Source organism: Achromobacter sp. HZ34, from assembly GCF_002209485.1.
In the GTDB taxonomy this organism is placed as follows: Bacteria; Pseudomonadota; Gammaproteobacteria; order Burkholderiales; family Burkholderiaceae_B; genus Bordetella_C.
Genome location: NZ_NJIX01000002.1, coordinates 392,007 through 407,517, shown reverse-complemented (window position 1 = coordinate 407,517; position 15,511 = coordinate 392,007). Strand labels below are relative to the sequence as shown.

Sequence of the window (15,511 nt, the reverse complement as noted above, 5' to 3'; positions counted from 1 at the left end):
AGGCACGGGGGTGGCCGGGCATTCTATGCGTCGGCCGCCCACAAGGCGGTTTTCGCCTGCTCGCACAGGGCGAGCAGGGGACCGCTCAGCTGCGCCTCCGTCGCGGCAATGCCCGCGGTGGTGCGGACGCTGACATTCAGCACATAGATGGGGCGGTCCGGCAGGACCAGCGGCGCCGCAATGGCGACGACTTCCGGTTGCCATGACGCGGCACAGTAGCCTCTCGTTTCGACACTCAGCCTGGCGGCGTCCAGTGCGTCGCGCAACTGGGGCCAGTCGGCGGGCCGCCGTTCCCGCAGATGTTCCAGCAGTTCGCCGCGCTGCGCGGCATCGACCACCGCCAGGTACGCGCGGCCCAGCGAGGTCAGCTCCATCGGCACCCGCTGGCCCGCCACCACGCTGCGCAGCGCCACTTTGCGATTGAAGCGAAACGACTCCAGATAGACCATCTCGTCGCGGTCCGCGGTAGCCAGCCCGACGTTGATGCGCAGTTTTTCCGCCAGGGTGCGCATCAAGGGCGCCACGCTGCCCAGCACGGGAGACCCCGCCCGCATGGCGTGCGCGAAGCTCAATACCGGCGTGGCCAGGCGATAGCTGCGCCGGGCCCGGTCGTGCTCCAGCAGGCCGCATTCAACCAGCGTCTGCGTCAGGCGGCTGACAGTGGCGCGCGATAGCTGCGTGCGTTCCGCGATTTCCCCATTGCCCAATTGGTCCGCACCCGGCCGGAATGCGCGCAGGATCTCCACGCCGCGCACCAGCGAACGGTTCAATAGAGGATCTTCGTGATGCTGCCGGCGCTGGCTTTTGGGCGGGGAAGAGGACATGGGGCGAGATAGGCAACCTGGTGGTTGAAGCGGCGGAATGAAGTGGCGTAAGGAAGTAGCGTAAGCGTGAAGCGGCGCAAGCGGGCGCCAGGACCGGGGTGGCCAAGCGCCGCGCTAGCGTATCACCATTTCCATTTGATGGAAATCAGGGGGCTGCGCAACCCGATGCCGGAACCTACACTGGTACACGCACCGAAAGTGGGGGAACCACCCACGATCTCCAAGAAAAAGATACCGGCACCCACCACGTCGAATCGAGGAAACGAGAGACATGACCACGAGCTTGATCGAACTGAGCGTTACCGACGGCATCGCCACGCTTTTGCTCAATCGCCCGGAAAAGCGCAACGCCATGAGCGATGACATGCGCACCGAGTTCATCCAGGCACTGGAACGCATCAGCGCGGATAAGGCCATCCGCGCGCTGGTGCTCAGCGGCAACGGCAAGGGCTTCTGCGCGGGCGGCGACGTCTCCGGCATGGAGAAGCGCATGAACGCGCCGGTCGGTGAAATCGCCTTCAACGGTTGGCATCGGCAGCAACGCGTGCACTACACGCAGTCGCTGCTGCACACCATGCCCAAGCCCACCATCGCCGCCGTGAACGGCGCGGCGTCCGGCCTGGGTGCCGACACCGCGCTGGCGTGCGACTTCATCATCGCCAGCGACGCCGCCAGCTTCACCTGGTCGTACATCAACCGCGGCATCGTACCGGACGGCGGCGGCATGTATTTCCTGCCGCGCCGGGTAGGGCTGTCCAAGGCCAAGGAATTGATCTTCACCGGGCGCAAGGTCGACGCCGAAGAAGCGTTGCGCCTGGGCATCGCTGACCGGCAGGCCAGCGCCGAGAGCCTGCTGGCTGACGCGCAAGCCTGGGCCGCGGCGTTGAGCAAGGGGTCGGCGACGGCATTGGCGCTGGGCAAGACCATCCTCAACCAAAGCTTCGAGATGTCCGCCGAACAGGTGTTCGCGCAAGGCAGCCAGGCGCAAGGCATCTGCTACACGAGCACCGAGCACCGGGAGTCGGTGATGGCCTTCCTGGCCAAGAGCGCCGCTGCGAAGAACGCTTGAACGCGCGCCGCGCGTAGTAATGCCGATAAGCAACGCCGATAGCAGCGCCACGGGCAGCACCAGCTGGCCGGGCGCTGCGCGCAACAACCAAAAGTGATGATATGAACGCCATTTCCCGCCTTCTCAATCCGCGCAGCGTCGCCGTGATCGGCGCGTCCGCCGATGTCAAGAAGACTGCCGGGCGCCCCGTCGCCTATTTGCGCAAGCATGGCTATGCCGGTGACATCTACCCGGTCAATCCCCGCGCCGACAATATCGACGGCCTGCGCTGCTATCCCGACATCGCCTCGCTGCCTTCCGTGCCTGACGTCGGCATCGTGCTGCTGGGCGCCGAGCGCGCCCACGTCGCCGTACGCGAACTGGCGCAGCGGGGCACCGCGGCCGCCATCGTGCTGGCCAGCGGCTACACCGAAGTCGGCGCGGAAGGGGCGCGCAGGCAGGCCGAACTGATCGAAGCCGCCGGCGCCATGCGCTTGCTCGGTCCCAATACTATCGGCCTGGTCAACCTGACCGACAACATCGTGCTGTCGGCCAGCGGTGCGCTGGAAATGGATCATTTCCCTGTCGGATCCATCGGCGTGGTGTCGCAAAGCGGCGGCATCCTGGGCGCGCTGCTGTCGCGCGCCGCGGCGCGTGGCATAGGTCTGTCCAAGCTGATCTCCACCAGCAACGAAGTGGATCTGGAACTGGCCGACTTCATCGACTATCTGGTCGACGATGAGGCCACCAAGGTCATCGCGCTGTACGTGGAAAGCGTACGCAATCCCGAAAAATTCCGTGCCGCGGCGCTGAAAGCCGCGCGTGCCGGCAAGCCGGTCGTGGCCTTCAAGATCGGTCGATCGGAGGCGGGCGCCAAGGCGGCCGTGTCCCACACCGGCGCGCTGGCCGGCGCCGACAGCATGTACGACGCCCTGTTCAAGCAGGTTGGCGTGATTCGCGCGCAGAGCTTTGGCGACCTGCTGGACATCCCCGTGGCGCTGGCCACCGGCCGTGCACTGCGCGGCAATCGCGTCGCCATCCTGACGTCGACCGGCGGCGCCGGCACGCTGGTGTCCGACAGCCTGGGTGTGTCCGGCTTCGACACGCCGCCTCCGGACGCCGAGACCGCCGCGCGCCTGCGCGCCCTGCAGACCGGCGACCACGCCGCGTTGGACCGCAATCCCATCGACGTCACCCTGGCCGGCCTGCAGCCGGATCTGCTGCGCGGCGCCATTCGTGCGCTGCTGGCCAGCCCCAGTTACGACGCGTTGGCGATCATCGTCGGCTCTTCCAGCCTGGCCATGCCCGAGCTGATGGCCGGCGCTATCCAGGATTGCCTGCCCGAGAGCGACAAGCCCGTGATTGCCTTCGTCAGCCCGCACGCCCCGGCTGTCGCCGCTTTGCTGACACAGCGGGGCGTGCCGGCCTTCGCCGCCGCGGAAAGCTGCACGGTGGCACTGGGGGGCATGCTGCACCATGCGCAGTGGCAGGCGCCCACCAGTGCGGATGCCGTGGCGGCAGTGGACGTGAGCGATCTTCTGTCCAGCGTATCTGACGCGACATCGGGCGCAACGTCGGCCGAACTCCCCCACGGTACATCGGCGGATCCGTCATCCGGCGCATCCTCGGCGTCATTGGATGAAGCCCAGGCCAAGCAGCTGTTCGCGCGCTTCGGCGTGCCCTGCGTCGGTGAAACCGTGGTGGCATCGCCAGCTGAGGCGGAGCGCGCCGCGCAGGCCTGCGGCGGCCGTGTCGTCTTGAAGATCCTCACCGGCGCGATCACGCACAAGAGTGACGTAGGTGGCGTCGCGGTCGGCCTGACGCCCGAGCAGGTGGGCGCCCGCCTGACGGCGATGAAGGAAGCGGTGCACGGCAAGACCGGCGTTATGGTGCAGCGCTTCCTGGTCCAGGAAATGGTGGCTGGCGGCACGGAGCTGATCCTGGGCATGCACCGCGATCCGTTGGGCACGGCCATCCTGCTGGGCATGGGCGGCATCACGGCGGAGTTGTTCAAGGACACCACGATGCGCCTGCTGCCAGGCGATGGCCGCGGCTTGAGCCGCGACGACGCACTGGAGATGGTGCGTGAGCTGAAGACCTGGCCGCTGCTGGATGGCTTCCGCGGCCGTCCCAAGGCCGATGTGGCCGCGCTGATCTCCGCCATCGTGGCGTTCTCGCGGATGACGGCGCAGCTGGGTGACCGCCTGGTCGAAGCGGAGATCAATCCGGTGTTCGTGCTGCCCGAAGGTCAAGGCGTCAGGGCGGCCGATGGCGTGGTCGTCCTCGCTGCCGCGGCGTGAGGTAAGCCATGTCCTTGCTCGTCCATGTTTCTTCGTCGGAAAGCCGGGAGATCCATGCGTTCCTGATGGATCCGGCAAGCGGTGGACTGGAATTGCTGGAAGTCGTCGACGTGCCGGGGACCGGCGCGCCGACGCGCGGCAACATCCCGCTGGCCTGGTCGCGCGACGGCAAGGTGCTGTACGCCCAGATCCGCATCGATCCGTTTCCCTTGTCGGCGTTCGCCCTCGATCCCGTGACCAGCAGCTTGGCGTTGATCGAGACCCAGCCCATGCCGGCGCCGATGGCCTATCTGGCGCCCACGCGCAACGGCAGGTTCCTGATGGGCGCTTCCTACGACAGCGCCTTGCTGACGGTCAATCGCATCGAGGCTGACGGGCGCATTGCGGTGCCGTGCCAGCAGACGCTGACTACGCCGCCCAAGGCGCACTGCATCATCGAAGCGCCGTTCGGCGGATTCGTCTACGCCACGTCGGTGGATGGCGAGACCATCCTGGTCTATCGCCTGGACGAGAACACCGGACGATTGGAAGCGGCCGCCACGGCCGCCGTCGCCACGCGTCCCGGATCCGGTCCGCGCCACCTGGTCTTCCATCCGACCCTGGACCGGCTCTACTGCGTCAACGAGCATGCCGGATCGGTCGCTGCGTACAGTGTCGACCGCGTGACGGGGGCGCTGCGGGAATTGCAATATGAATCGCTCGTGCCCGCGGACTTTTCCGGCAGGGCAATGGGTGCGGATATCCACCTCACGCCGGACGGGGCGTTGCTCTACGCCAGCGTGCGCAAGACCGATACGATCACCGCGTTCCGTCTCGATGCCGGCACCGGCCTGATGACGCGCGTGGGCGATTTCGAGGTGGAAGATTACCCTCGCGGCTTCGCCATAGACCCGAGCGGCCGCTTCCTGGTGTGCGCGGGGCAGAACAGCAATCGCATCAGCGTTTATGCGCTGGCGCCCGCCACGGGGGAGCTTGCGCTGCTCAAGCGCTATCCAGCAGGCAAGCGGCCCAGCTGGATCGAAATTCATCGTCGCCAATCCCGAGCAGGGCATCACCGCCCAGGCCATGCTGGTGGAGGAAGGCCCCCACCGCAACCTGCGTACGCACTACCACGACGAGGACGAGTTCCAGATTTTCACCGCGGGCGGCGGGACGAACGGTAAGCACCCCATCAAGCCTCTCCAGCTGCACTTCGCCCGCAAGCACACCCCTTACGGTCCCATCCTGGCATCCGAGGCGGGCTGTGCCTTCCTGACGCTGCGCAGCCGCAGCGACAACGGGGCCAAGTTCATGCCGGAAAGCCGCGCGCGGCTGGACAGCGTGCAGGATCGCCATCCCTGGCAGATAGGCGCGGATATCCAGTTCCCCGAAGTTGCCGAAGGCGGGGCCATGGAGCCTGTTGCCGGCGTGCGTGATAATTACGGCCTGGACGCGCAGGCAGTGCGGCTGGCGCCCGGTGCCAGATTGATGGCTCCCTCACCGGCGGGCACCGACGGCCAGTACCTGGTCGTTCTGCGCGGCAGCCTGATCCACGAAGGCGTGCAGCGCAACGCCATCACCGTCATCTTCCTGCAGCCTGGCGACGCGGCGTTCGAGCTTCAAGCCGGCTCCTCGGGCCTGGACGCCCTGGTCCTGAGCCTGCCTCGCCAGGGAGCCGCCACTGCCACGGCGGAGCGGGCACCGAACACGGAATTCAAGGTCTGGCAGTGCGTCCTGTGCGCTTTTGTTTATGATGAGGCCGCGGGCCTGGTGGAAGAAGGCATTCCTCCCGGGACTCGCTGGGAAGATGTTCCGGAATCCTTTACCTGTTCGGATTGCGGCGCTTCCAAATCCGACTTCGTCATGGCAGAACTCTGAATTCAATGACTTTCAAGAATACCGAACCCGTCGTCATCATCGGCGCGGGGCTGGCGGGCTATAGCGTCGCCAGGGAAATGCGCAAGCTCGACCGTGAAATTCCGCTGGTGCTCCTGGCCGCGGATAGCGCGCACTCTTATCCCAAGCCACAGCTTTCCACGGCCATCGCGGGCAAGAAGCTGCCGGCGAGCATTCCCATGGCCGATGCCGAGCAGATGAGCGCCCAGCTTGGCGCTACCATCCGCGCCAATGTCCGGGTCGACGCTATCGATGCGGCGGCCGCCAGCCTGCGCGTCGACGGGGAAGCGCTGAACTATTCGCAGTTGGTGCTGGCGTTGGGCGCCGACCAGATCAGCGTCCCCGTCGGCGGGGACGCTGCCGATACCGTGCTTACCGTCAACGATCTGGCCGACTATGCCAGGTTCCGCGAACTGATCGACGGCAAGCGCCACGTGACGATCATCGGCGGCGGCCTGATCGGCTGCGAGTTCGCCAACGACCTGATCACCGGCGGCCACGCCGTGACGGTGGTGGACACCGCCGCGCTGCCGCTGTCGCGGCTGGTGCCGGCCGAGGGGGGCGCATTCCTGCGTGATGCCCTGGCGCGCCTGGGCGTGGAATGGTGCTTCGACACCGCGGTCGTGGCCGTCGATCGCGGGACGGATGGCGCATTGCGTGTGACCTTGGCCGATGGCAAGGAATTCGCCACCGATGTGGTGCTGTCCGCCGTGGGGCTGCGGCCGCGCACCGCCTTGGCCGAGGCCGCCGGCATCGTGACCAACCGCGGCATCGTGGTGGACCGGCACCTGCGTACCAGCGCCGACAATATCTTCGCGCTGGGCGACTGCGCGGAGATCGACGGGCTGGTCATGCCCTATGTGCTGCCCATCATGCACTCCGCGCGTGCCCTGGCGGTATCGCTGACCGGCGTCGCGACGCCGGCGAATTTTCCGCCCATGCCGGTGATGATCAAGACGCCTGCCTGCCCGACCATCGTGGCCGCGCCGCCGCTGGATGCGGGCGGGCAGTGGAACACGGCCGTGGCCGCCGATGGCGTGCGGTCCCTGTATGTGGGCGCCGACGGCAACTTGCTGGGCTTCGCCTTGCTGGGCGCCGCCACGCAGGAACGTGCCGCGCTGACCAAGCGCTTGTCGGAGGCTGGCTGAACGAAGGGGACGGTGGCTGCGCGCCGCCGTCCCCTTCCTTTACCTTCTTCTGCCTTTGCCTGGCGCAGGGCGTCAGACCTCAGTCATTGCTCTTCAACTGAGGCAGCTTCTCCACGATTTTCTTCCAGCGCGCAATGTCGCTGTTCATGAGCGCGGTGAACTGTTCCGGCGTGGTCCCCGCGGGTTCGATGCCGACCGTGGCCAGCTTGTGGCGGACGTCTTCATCCTTGAGCGCTTCGTTGATGGCCTTGTTCAGTGTCGCGATGACGGCCGGCGGCGTGCCGGCCGGTACCACCACGCCGTACCAGATGCCCGTGTCCCAATCGCGGAAGCCCTGCTCGGCCATGGTAGGCACGTCCTTCAGCATGGGGATGCGGTTCTTGCCGGTGGTGGCGATTGCGCGCAGCTTGCCCGAACTGATGTGCGGGGCGACGGCGACCACGCCCAGGAACAGCATGTCGATCTCTTTGCTGATCACCGCCGTGACAGCGGGAACGCCGCCGCGATAAGGGACATGCAGCAGGTCGATGCCGGCTTCGTCCTTCAGCAGTTCGGGTTCCAGCTGCGACAGGGTGGCCGGACCGGAAGAGCCGAACGTCAGCTTGCCTGGGGCCTTCTTGGCCGCGGCGACCAGTTCGGCGACCGAATGAATCTTCGATTCGGAATTGACCACCAGCACATCAGGCGTGTAGCCCACTTCCGAGACCGCGGCAAAGTCCTTGACCGGGTCATAGGGCAGGCTCTTGCGCACCGCGGCGTTGACGGTGTGGCTGGTGGTGACCAGCAGGATCGTGTAGCCGTCGGCCGGCGCCTTCGCCAGCGAGTCGGACGCCAGCATGGTGCCGGCGCCGGCGCGGTTTTCCGGTACCACGGACTTGCCCAGCTTGTTGGTCAGGTACGTGGCCAGGATGCGGCCGGCCGAATCCACACCGCCGCCGGGCGCGGCCGGGATGAACATGCGGATGGGTTTGTTCGGATAGTCCTGCGCGGCGGCGGCGCCCGCGGCCAGGCAGGCCATGGCGAGGAACAAAGGACGGAAGAATTTCATGTTGTCTCCTGGATCGTTATAGGCCGCCCGGCTCCAGGCCGGACGGCTCGTGTCGATACCGCGGGGAACACGCAGGTGATTACCGTGATGAACCCCGACAGGGCAGCGGGGCTGTCCGCCGCACCTATGCCGCGTGGCCTTTGGTGTGGCCGCCATGGCCACCTTCAAGGCCGACCCGGCCAAGCAAATCCAGCACCGGCTCCCACGAGGCCAGGGTTTCAAGCCGTTCCACCAGATCGATCAAACGCTGCGCTTCCTCGGTTTTCAGCCCACCCGTCACCAGGCAATCGGTCACCTTGCTATGACGCTGCTCGCGCGTCATGGGCCGTTCGGGGCAACCGGGGAAACGGTCGCAGCGCTCGACCAGCTCGGTGCCGTCGGCCAGCTTCACGGTCACCCGCGTCCACATGGCGTCCAGCGTCTGCGGAATGTCCTTGTTGTGGACCAGCCTTACCAGGGGCAGCAGGCGCTGGACGGGATCGCTGAACGCGGTCTCGTCATCGAACGTGGCAATGATCACCGCCTCCTGGCTAAGACCCACCGACGCGGCGTACTCATAGCTGAACTTGCCGTCCAGGCCGGACACGGGATGCGGGCGCGACAGCGTCGTGCGATACACCGGCGGCTCCACGATCACTTCGGCCACGTCGCCCAGCTTGAACTTCGGATGCTTGCGCAACTGCTGGCAGGCCTCGATGACCCACTGCATATAGATCTCGGACGGGTAGCGCTTGATCGTGAATCCGGGCGTGACGATGGCGTATTCGCCCAGGCCGCCCAGGACTTCGTCGGGACGGAAGCGTTCGTCGAAGAACGATTCGAAGTGCCCGCCCGGCATCTCCAGGATGCGCTTGTTGCCGGACATCCCCTTGGCCGCCAGCAAGGCCGATTCCACCCCCGCCCGTGCCGAATTGCCGGGATGGGTGGGCTTGGCCATGCTGCCGTTATTGGCGAACAGGCCGCCGGTGCGCGACGCCGCCAGGCCGATCGCGCCCGCTACCTCGTCAGCCGACAGGTTCAGGATCACCGAGCACGCCGCCACGGCGCCCAGGGGGCCGACGACGCCCGGTGGATGGAAGCCACGGAAGCCGCAGTCGCGCGCGGCGGTACGCACCCGCTGCTGCACCTGCCAACCGGTGATGTACGCCAGGATGGCTTTTTCAGGCGCCACGGCATAGCGCTGGGAAAGCGCCAAGACGCCAGGCAGTATCGATGAAGTGCCGTGCGCCGGCGGCATGCCCTGGACTTCGAAGTCCAGCGCGTGCAGCGCGATGCCATTGAGCAGGGCGGCGGTAGCGGCGCTGGCGCGTATGGTCGTGCCGACCACCGTGCAGGAGCCGGACGTCTCGTCACCCAGCGCGGCGCGGGCGATGCTGGGGGCGGGTTCCAGGCTGCCGGCAGCCAGGCAGCCCAGGCCATCCAGTATCGCCACCTTGGCGGCGTCGATGGCCGCTTCCGGCAGGGTCTTGAAGTCGGCGCCGGCAATGTAGTCCGCCAGCCCGCGTGTGATGGGTAGATCGTGGTTGTGGGGCATCGTTTACTCGGTCACCAGTTGCGCGAAGACTTGCGTGCAGTCGGCGCTGTCGACGATGGCCCAGGCCTGGTCGAAGACGCTGTCGGTCTTCTGGCCCAGGGCCGGCGTCACCAGATGATGGAACTTGACCTTGATGTCGTCGCGGTTCATCGGGGTGCGCCAGGTGCCCTTGGGATCCTGGGCGTGGACTTCGCGGCTGGTGCCGTCGGCCAGTTTCACCGTGGCGCGGATCTGGATGATGCCGGGCCATTCGCTTTCGATCTTGTCGTCCACGACGACGGTGATCTTCTTGATCAGCTCGCGCACCTTCGGATCGGCCAGGGCCTTGTCGGTATAGGCGGCCAGCGTGACGCCGCCTTCCTGCAGCGCGACCGCGACCACATAGGGCAGGCTGTGATCGGCGGTCTCGCGCGTCGTCGGCGCGAACTTGGCCGGCTCGCTGGCGGACTCGTGATGCAGGAAGCGCGACGTGTGCAGCACGACTTCCTTGACCTGGCCCAGGTCCAGGCCTTCGCGCAGCTTCAGGGCCGCCCAGATACCGATCTGGCAGTTGGCGGTGGCGGGGAAATATTTCAGGCCCGAACGCAGCACCGCCCATTCGCCGAAGGGCTCCAGATTCATCGGGCCGGCCTTGCCTTCCATCACTTCGATGAAGCCGTGACGGCCTTCGAAAGGATCCGACGGACCGGTCAGGCCGGCTTCGGCCAGTTGGCAGGCGAAGACGGCGCTGCGGGTACTGACCGCCGTCGCCACGCCCTTGTAGTGCGACAGTTCACCGGCGCGGCCGGCGCGCAAGGGCAGCCCGTTGGTGGCGGCCAGCGACACCGCCGTGCGGGTGCGCGCTTCGTCGTAGCCGAGCATGTGCGCGATGCCGGCGGCGGTGCCGACCGCGACGGCGAAGCCCTGGTCGATCGACAGATAGTCGACCAGCGAGCCCTTGTCCTTGCGATAGGACCGATGGCGCAGCGAGATGCGATGGAACACCTCGTAGGACACGGCGATGCCGGTCAGCAGGATGCGGCCGGGCAGGCGGCGGGCGCCGGCGATCGAGATCAACGCGCCCAGGATGTCACTGGGATGGCCTCCCGTGAAGGTGTCGTTGTAATCCAGGTAGCGGATCATCGAGGTGTTCCAGAACGCCGCCATGTCTTGCGTGACGACGGCGGAACTGCCGATGACCGTGCCGCCCGCGCCGCGAGGCAGGTCGGCGATGGCCTCTGCCGCGCGGGCGCCCGGGCAATCGCGCGCCGCCATCGCGCAGGCGATGGAGTCGACGAAGATGCCGGTCACATGTTCGATGACATTGGCGGGTACGTCCTCGGAGCGTACGTTGGCGGCGAATTTGGCGATTTGATCAAGTGCTTGGTCCATCGAGTCTTCCTCTGATCCTTCAGTGCGTGAACGGCGGGTCGCATGCCCGCTGCGATGATGCGCGAGTCTTTAATGGGTGTTCACAGGATAGAGTCGCGTGCCCCTGCCGTCACTTCAGCATTTCCATTTAGTGGAAATTCTGGATGCTGTCACTCCGGCTTGATGTCCGCGCTGCGCACCACCGTTGCCCACTTGTCGATTTCGTTCTTGTAGAAGCTGGCGAACGCGGCGGGCGTCGAGGTCACGGCTTGCGCACCCATCTTGGCAAGGGCGTCGCGGGCCTGGGGATCCTGCATGGCCTTGACCGTGGCGGCATTCAACTTGTCGATCACTTCCGGCGGCGTGCCGGCTGGTGCGAACAAACCGAACCAGGCGGTCGCTTCGAAGCCCGGGATGAATTTGCCCAAGGGCGGCACGTCGGGCGCGATGTCGGCCGGTGTGCTGGTGCTCACGGCCAGCGCCACGAACTTGCCCTCCTTGACCAGGGGCAGGTTGGTCATGATGTTGTCGAACGTCAGGGGCACGCGTCCGCCCAGCATGTCGGTGATGGCCGGGACCGTGCCTTTGTAGGGCACGTGCACCAGCGAAATGCCCGCCTTGGCGCGGAAGTATTCCATGAACAGGTTGGCGCCGGAGCCGATGCCGGCGCTGGCATACGTCAGGCTGGGTTGCGCCGCGCGCGCCTTGGCGATGAGGTCGGGTACCGATGTGATGCCGGACTGGCGTGTGGCGACCAGCATGAAGGGCGATGACGCCACCTGGCTCACCGGCACGAAACTCTTGAGCGGGTCGAAGGACAGATTCTTGTACAGGCTGGGATTGATCGACGTCGCGATGGTGCCCAGCAGCAGGGTGTAGCCATCGGGTCTGGATGACGCCACGAATGCGCTGGCGATGTTCGAAGCGGCGCCAGGTTTGTTCTCCACCACCACGGATTGGCCCAGTTGCTTGCCCAGGGCAGTGGCAACGGTGCGCGTAACGATGTCGCTGGCGCCTCCCGGGGTATAGCCCACCAGCAGGCGGATGGGCCCCGACGGATAGTCCGCCGCGGCCGCCGGTTGAAAAGGCAAGGCCGCGGCCAGGGCCAGGATCGTTCCCGCGATGATCCCGCCGCGCCGTGCGATGCATGAAGGGGCAGTCAACGCCCCCGTCGAGATGGAAGCCATGTTGTCTCCTCCTACACGCATCTCAGTGCGTGTTTTTTTAAAACACGTTTATCAGGCTGTTTTCGCCCCGCGTTTCAACTACGTGTATCCGCCACGGGTCGTGGTCGCATCCGTCAGGCGGTTTTAAGGCCATCCAACGCCTTGGTCAGTTCCGCCACCGTGGTGCGTTCGCCCAGGCGGGGAAAGACTTTCTCGATGCTGTGGTTGTGCATGGTGGCATCGCGGTCGGCCATGGCGTCCGTCACCAGCGTCACGTTGTAGCCGTTGTCGTAGGCGGCGCGCGCGGTGGATTCCACGCCGATGCTGGTAGAGATACCGACCAGCACGATCTGCGTCACGCCCTTGCGGCGCAGGTACTGGTCCAGCGACGTACCAGCGAAGCCGCCCAGTTGCAGCTTGGTGACGCGGTGGTCGGAAGCTTCGACGCCGAGTTCGGCCACCAGTTCGGCCCAGTCGGCGGGGCGTTCACCGGTCGGGCGCGGTGCGTCCGTGCGGCCAGGCGCGCCACCGGCGACGTTGACCCAGACGACCGGGAGGCCCTTCTTGCGAAAAGCCTTGGCCAGTTCAGCGGACGCCTTGACGACGTCAGCCGACGGCGGCGTGGTTTGCATGGCGACGATGCCTTTTTGCAGGTCGATGGCGACGAGAGCGGTCTTGGGATCCAATGCGGTCAAGGGCATGATGAGTGTTTCCTTCTGCGAAAGGCGCCTTGCTTGGCGCGTTTGAATGACGACGGCGGCGGGTAAGCGATGCCGTCGATAGGTCTAAGCTGTTATAGGACTGTCTTGCGTCACGCCGGTTCCGCTAGATCGCGTCCAGCCAGGGTGTAAGAGGTTCAGTGTTCATATCGAGCAGTGCTTGCGCGTGCCGCGCACCGTCGACGGCGACGCCACCATATTCATAGCAGCCGCTCGCCTTGTCGACCAGCTCGCGGTCGCTCAAGGGATCGCCCGCGTCGCCGCGCGCCACCGTCACGCGGCGCTGCACCTTGCGACCGTCCCGTAACGACAGCGTGATCTCCGACCAGCGGGGCAGTATCGGCCCGGATGCCTCCGTGATCGACACCTTGGGCATCAGCGCATGTATCTCCGGCCGCCGCGCTGCCGCGTCAGTGAAGCTGCTTAATCCCACCGATCCGTCCAGCAGGGCGCAGGCCATGCCGTATTCCATGCTGAATTTGGCCTCCAGGCCGTCGGTAGGCAGCGCGGTGATCAGCGCCTGCAAGCCGCCGGCACTGGTCAGGACATGGACGTCTGCGACGGCATCCGGGGTAAGCCCATGCTCCGCCCGCAGGGCGAGCAGGGCATCGATGCCGCGATGCAGGGCATAGCAGCATGGGTACTTCTTCACGTCTATGCCTATGCCCAGGATTTCCAGCGGCCGCGCGCCCAGGGTGTCCAGCACGCCAGACAGGTCTTCGCGGCCGGCATAGAGCGCCATGTAGCCATACTTGCCGTCGATCGCATCGGCGTCGGCCGTCATGCCCAGGCTGGCCAGCACGGCGGACCGCACGGCCGCCGCCGCGCAATGCGCGGACTGGAAGGACTTGGCCATGGAACCGAAGTTCTGCCGCGTGCCCGCTGCCTGCGCCACCGCCAGGCCCAGTGCGTGGCGATGAGCCGTCGCGTCCAGGCCCAGCAGCACGCCGCAAGCCGCCGTCGTTCCCAGGATGCCCAAGGCGGACGTGGAATGCCAACCCTTGGTGTAGTGGGGCAGGGCCATGGCGCGGGCGAACTTGGCCATGATCTCGAAGCCCGCCACATACGCGGCGGCGAACCCTGCCATGCTGGCGTTCACACCGGGCGCCAGGGCTGCCAGCGCCGGCACCAGCGTGGCGCTGACATGGGCGCGCATGGGCGTCATTACGTCGTCGTAATCGAGGACGTGGGCAGCCACGCCATTGCAGAAGGCAGCCGCTTCCGGGGGCAGATAGCGATCCTGACCCCACACCTTGGCTTTACCTGCCCCGGCCAAGGGCTCGACATAGCGCGACGCGATGGTGACGGCGTCCTCGCGCAGGCCGGCGATCGCGCAGGCGTGCGTATCGAGCAGGGCACGCCGCGCCGCGTGCTGGCATTCCGCCGGCAAGAGCCGCTGGCTGGCGGTCGCGGCATAACGAGCGATCCGCTCACCAGCATTGCCCGACGCCTGACGGGCGTTATCGATGGCTGCGCTCACGTCTTACTCCGCCTTGATGCCCGCCGCCTGGATCACATGGCCCCAGCGGTCGAACTCGGATTGCAGGAAGCGGCTGAAATCCGCCCGGTTGGTCTGCGTCATCGCCTCGACGCTCATGCTGTCGAAGGCCTTGCGCATGTCGTCAGACGCGGCGATGCTCACCACCGCCTTGTTGAGCTTGTCCATGATGGGCGCGGGCGTGCCGGCGGGGGCCACCACGGCGTACCAGTTGCCGGCGGCCAGCTTGGGATAACCCAGCTCGGTCACCGTGGGAACGTCGGGCAGAAGGTGGCTGCGTCGGGCGCCCGACGTGGCCAAGGCGCGCAGCTTGCCTTGCTGCACCAGCGGATACAGCACCGAGAAATCGATGATCATCGCGTCCAGCCTGCCGCCCAGCAGGTCCGTCAACCCTTGCGAGGCCCCCTTGTAGCTGATGTAGTGCACATCGGCGCCGGTGGTTTGCTTGAACAGTTCCAGCATCACCCGCGTCGATCCGCCCGAGCCCGCCGTGGCGAAGTTCAGCTTGCCCGGATGTGCCTTGGCATAAGCGACCAGGTCCTGGAAGGTCTTGACCGGCAAGGACGGGTTCACCGCGAACATCATGGGCGAGGTCGCCAGGGTGGAGGCGCCCGCCAGGTCCTTGTGCGCGTCGTAGGGCACGTGGGGAAACGTATAGGCGCTGAGCACCAGGGGGCTCATGCCGGCCAGGGCCAGCGTATAGCCGTCGGGCGGCTGCTGCGCGACGAACTGCGTGCCGATGACGCCATCCGCGCCGGCACGGTTCTCCACCACGATGGATGCGCCCAGCGCCTTGCCCAGCCGCGGGGCCAACTGCCGCGCCATCTGGTCGTTGGCGCCGCCCGGTGGATAGCCGACCACCAGGCGGATGGGCTTGCTGGGCCAGTCTTTCGCCGCATCTTCCGCGTGTCCGGGCACTGCCGCCATGGACATGCACAGCAGCGCGGCCAGGCTCAAATACCGGCCCAAGCGCCTGAGTCTTATCGCTGGATTTTTCATGC

At 66.3% G+C, this 15,511-nt stretch carries 13 protein-coding genes; 5 read left to right on the top strand and 8 right to left on the bottom strand.

Annotation, left to right across the window (positions count from 1 at the left end; genetic code table 11):
* Positions 1-23 precede the first annotated feature (23 nt).
* Positions 24-824: an IclR family transcriptional regulator gene (locus CEY05_RS08580; protein ID WP_088598072.1), complete on the bottom strand. Its 801-nt coding sequence runs from the start codon at positions 822-824 to the stop codon at positions 24-26.
* A 271-nt stretch (positions 825-1,095) separates the two neighbouring features.
* Here CEY05_RS08580 and CEY05_RS08575 point away from each other — a divergent pair, with 271 nt between their 5' ends.
* The 5 genes from CEY05_RS08575 to CEY05_RS08555 all read left to right on the top strand — a co-directional run bounded on the left by CEY05_RS08575 (position 1,096) and on the right by CEY05_RS08555 (position 7,195).
* Positions 1,096-1,893 (top strand): enoyl-CoA hydratase/isomerase family protein, encoded by a 798-nt coding sequence (locus CEY05_RS08575; protein ID WP_088598071.1) that lies wholly within the window; start codon positions 1,096-1,098, stop codon positions 1,891-1,893.
* Positions 1,894-1,994: 101 nt separating this feature from the next.
* Complete coding sequence (locus CEY05_RS08570) at positions 1,995-4,172, top strand: acetate--CoA ligase family protein (RefSeq protein ID WP_088598070.1); 2,178 nt, start codon at positions 1,995-1,997, stop codon at positions 4,170-4,172.
* An 8-nt stretch (positions 4,173-4,180) separates the two neighbouring features.
* Positions 4,181-5,335 carry a lactonase family protein gene (locus tag CEY05_RS08565; RefSeq protein WP_088598069.1) on the top strand — a complete coding sequence of 385 codons (1,155 nt, stop codon included), beginning with the start codon at positions 4,181-4,183 and terminating at the stop codon, positions 5,333-5,335.
* Between the two features lie 550 nt (positions 5,336-5,885).
* Positions 5,886-6,029, top strand: a complete 144-nt coding sequence (locus tag CEY05_RS31695; RefSeq protein ID WP_233161486.1) for a rubredoxin — start codon at positions 5,886-5,888, stop codon at positions 6,027-6,029.
* A 5-nt stretch (positions 6,030-6,034) separates the two neighbouring features.
* Positions 6,035-7,195, top strand: a complete 1,161-nt coding sequence (locus tag CEY05_RS08555) for an NAD(P)/FAD-dependent oxidoreductase (protein WP_088598068.1) — start codon at positions 6,035-6,037, stop codon at positions 7,193-7,195.
* A gap of 79 nt (positions 7,196-7,274) precedes the next feature.
* On the opposite strand, the gene CEY05_RS08550 is transcribed toward CEY05_RS08555, so the two are convergent.
* From CEY05_RS08550 to CEY05_RS08520, 7 genes are all read right to left on the bottom strand, one after another.
* Positions 7,275-8,243 carry a tripartite tricarboxylate transporter substrate binding protein gene (locus CEY05_RS08550; RefSeq protein ID WP_158219291.1) on the bottom strand — a complete coding sequence of 323 codons (969 nt, stop codon included), beginning with the start codon at positions 8,241-8,243 and terminating at the stop codon, positions 7,275-7,277.
* 124 nt (positions 8,244-8,367) lie between these two features.
* Positions 8,368-9,777, bottom strand: a complete 1,410-nt coding sequence (locus CEY05_RS08545) for an MmgE/PrpD family protein (protein ID WP_088598066.1) — start codon at positions 9,775-9,777, stop codon at positions 8,368-8,370.
* Positions 9,778-9,780: 3 nt separating this feature from the next.
* On the bottom strand, positions 9,781-11,148 hold the full coding sequence (locus CEY05_RS08540) for an MmgE/PrpD family protein (RefSeq protein ID WP_088598065.1): 1,368 nt from the start codon (positions 11,146-11,148) through the stop codon (positions 9,781-9,783).
* 149 nt (positions 11,149-11,297) lie between these two features.
* Positions 11,298-12,314, bottom strand: a complete 1,017-nt coding sequence (locus CEY05_RS08535) for a tripartite tricarboxylate transporter substrate binding protein (RefSeq protein WP_158219290.1) — start codon at positions 12,312-12,314, stop codon at positions 11,298-11,300.
* A 113-nt stretch (positions 12,315-12,427) separates the two neighbouring features.
* Positions 12,428-12,994 (bottom strand): isochorismatase family protein, encoded by a 567-nt coding sequence (locus tag CEY05_RS08530; protein WP_088598063.1) that lies wholly within the window; start codon positions 12,992-12,994, stop codon positions 12,428-12,430.
* 124 nt (positions 12,995-13,118) lie between these two features.
* Positions 13,119-14,492, bottom strand: a complete 1,374-nt coding sequence (locus CEY05_RS08525) for an MmgE/PrpD family protein (RefSeq protein ID WP_088598062.1) — start codon at positions 14,490-14,492, stop codon at positions 13,119-13,121.
* 3 nt (positions 14,493-14,495) lie between these two features.
* Positions 14,496-15,509: a tripartite tricarboxylate transporter substrate binding protein gene (locus CEY05_RS08520; protein ID WP_088598061.1), complete on the bottom strand. Its 1,014-nt coding sequence runs from the start codon at positions 15,507-15,509 to the stop codon at positions 14,496-14,498.
* Between the last annotated feature and the right edge of the window lie 2 nt (positions 15,510-15,511).

Bases quoted from the DNA above. Each gene is read 5' to 3' on its own strand.
- CEY05_RS08535 (WP_158219290.1), bottom strand. From the start codon at position 12,314: ATGGCTTCCATCTCGACGGGGGCGTTGACTGCCCCTTCATGCATCGCA.
- CEY05_RS08565 (WP_088598069.1), top strand. From the start codon at position 4,181: ATGTCCTTGCTCGTCCATGTTTCTTCGTCGGAAAGCCGGGAGATCCAT.
- CEY05_RS08530 (WP_088598063.1), bottom strand. From the start codon at position 12,994: ATGCCCTTGACCGCATTGGATCCCAAGACCGCTCTCGTCGCCATCGAC.
- CEY05_RS08545 (WP_088598066.1), bottom strand. From the start codon at position 9,777: ATGCCCCACAACCACGATCTACCCATCACACGCGGGCTGGCGGACTAC.
- CEY05_RS08570 (WP_088598070.1), top strand. From the start codon at position 1,995: ATGAACGCCATTTCCCGCCTTCTCAATCCGCGCAGCGTCGCCGTGATC.
- CEY05_RS08520 (WP_088598061.1), bottom strand. From the start codon at position 15,509: ATGAAAAATCCAGCGATAAGACTCAGGCGCTTGGGCCGGTATTTGAGC.
- CEY05_RS08555 (WP_088598068.1), top strand. From the start codon at position 6,035: ATGACTTTCAAGAATACCGAACCCGTCGTCATCATCGGCGCGGGGCTG.
- CEY05_RS08540 (WP_088598065.1), bottom strand. From the start codon at position 11,148: ATGGACCAAGCACTTGATCAAATCGCCAAATTCGCCGCCAACGTACGC.
- CEY05_RS08575 (WP_088598071.1), top strand. From the start codon at position 1,096: ATGACCACGAGCTTGATCGAACTGAGCGTTACCGACGGCATCGCCACG.
- CEY05_RS08580 (WP_088598072.1), bottom strand. From the start codon at position 824: ATGTCCTCTTCCCCGCCCAAAAGCCAGCGCCGGCAGCATCACGAAGAT.
- CEY05_RS08550 (WP_158219291.1), bottom strand. From the start codon at position 8,243: ATGAAATTCTTCCGTCCTTTGTTCCTCGCCATGGCCTGCCTGGCCGCG.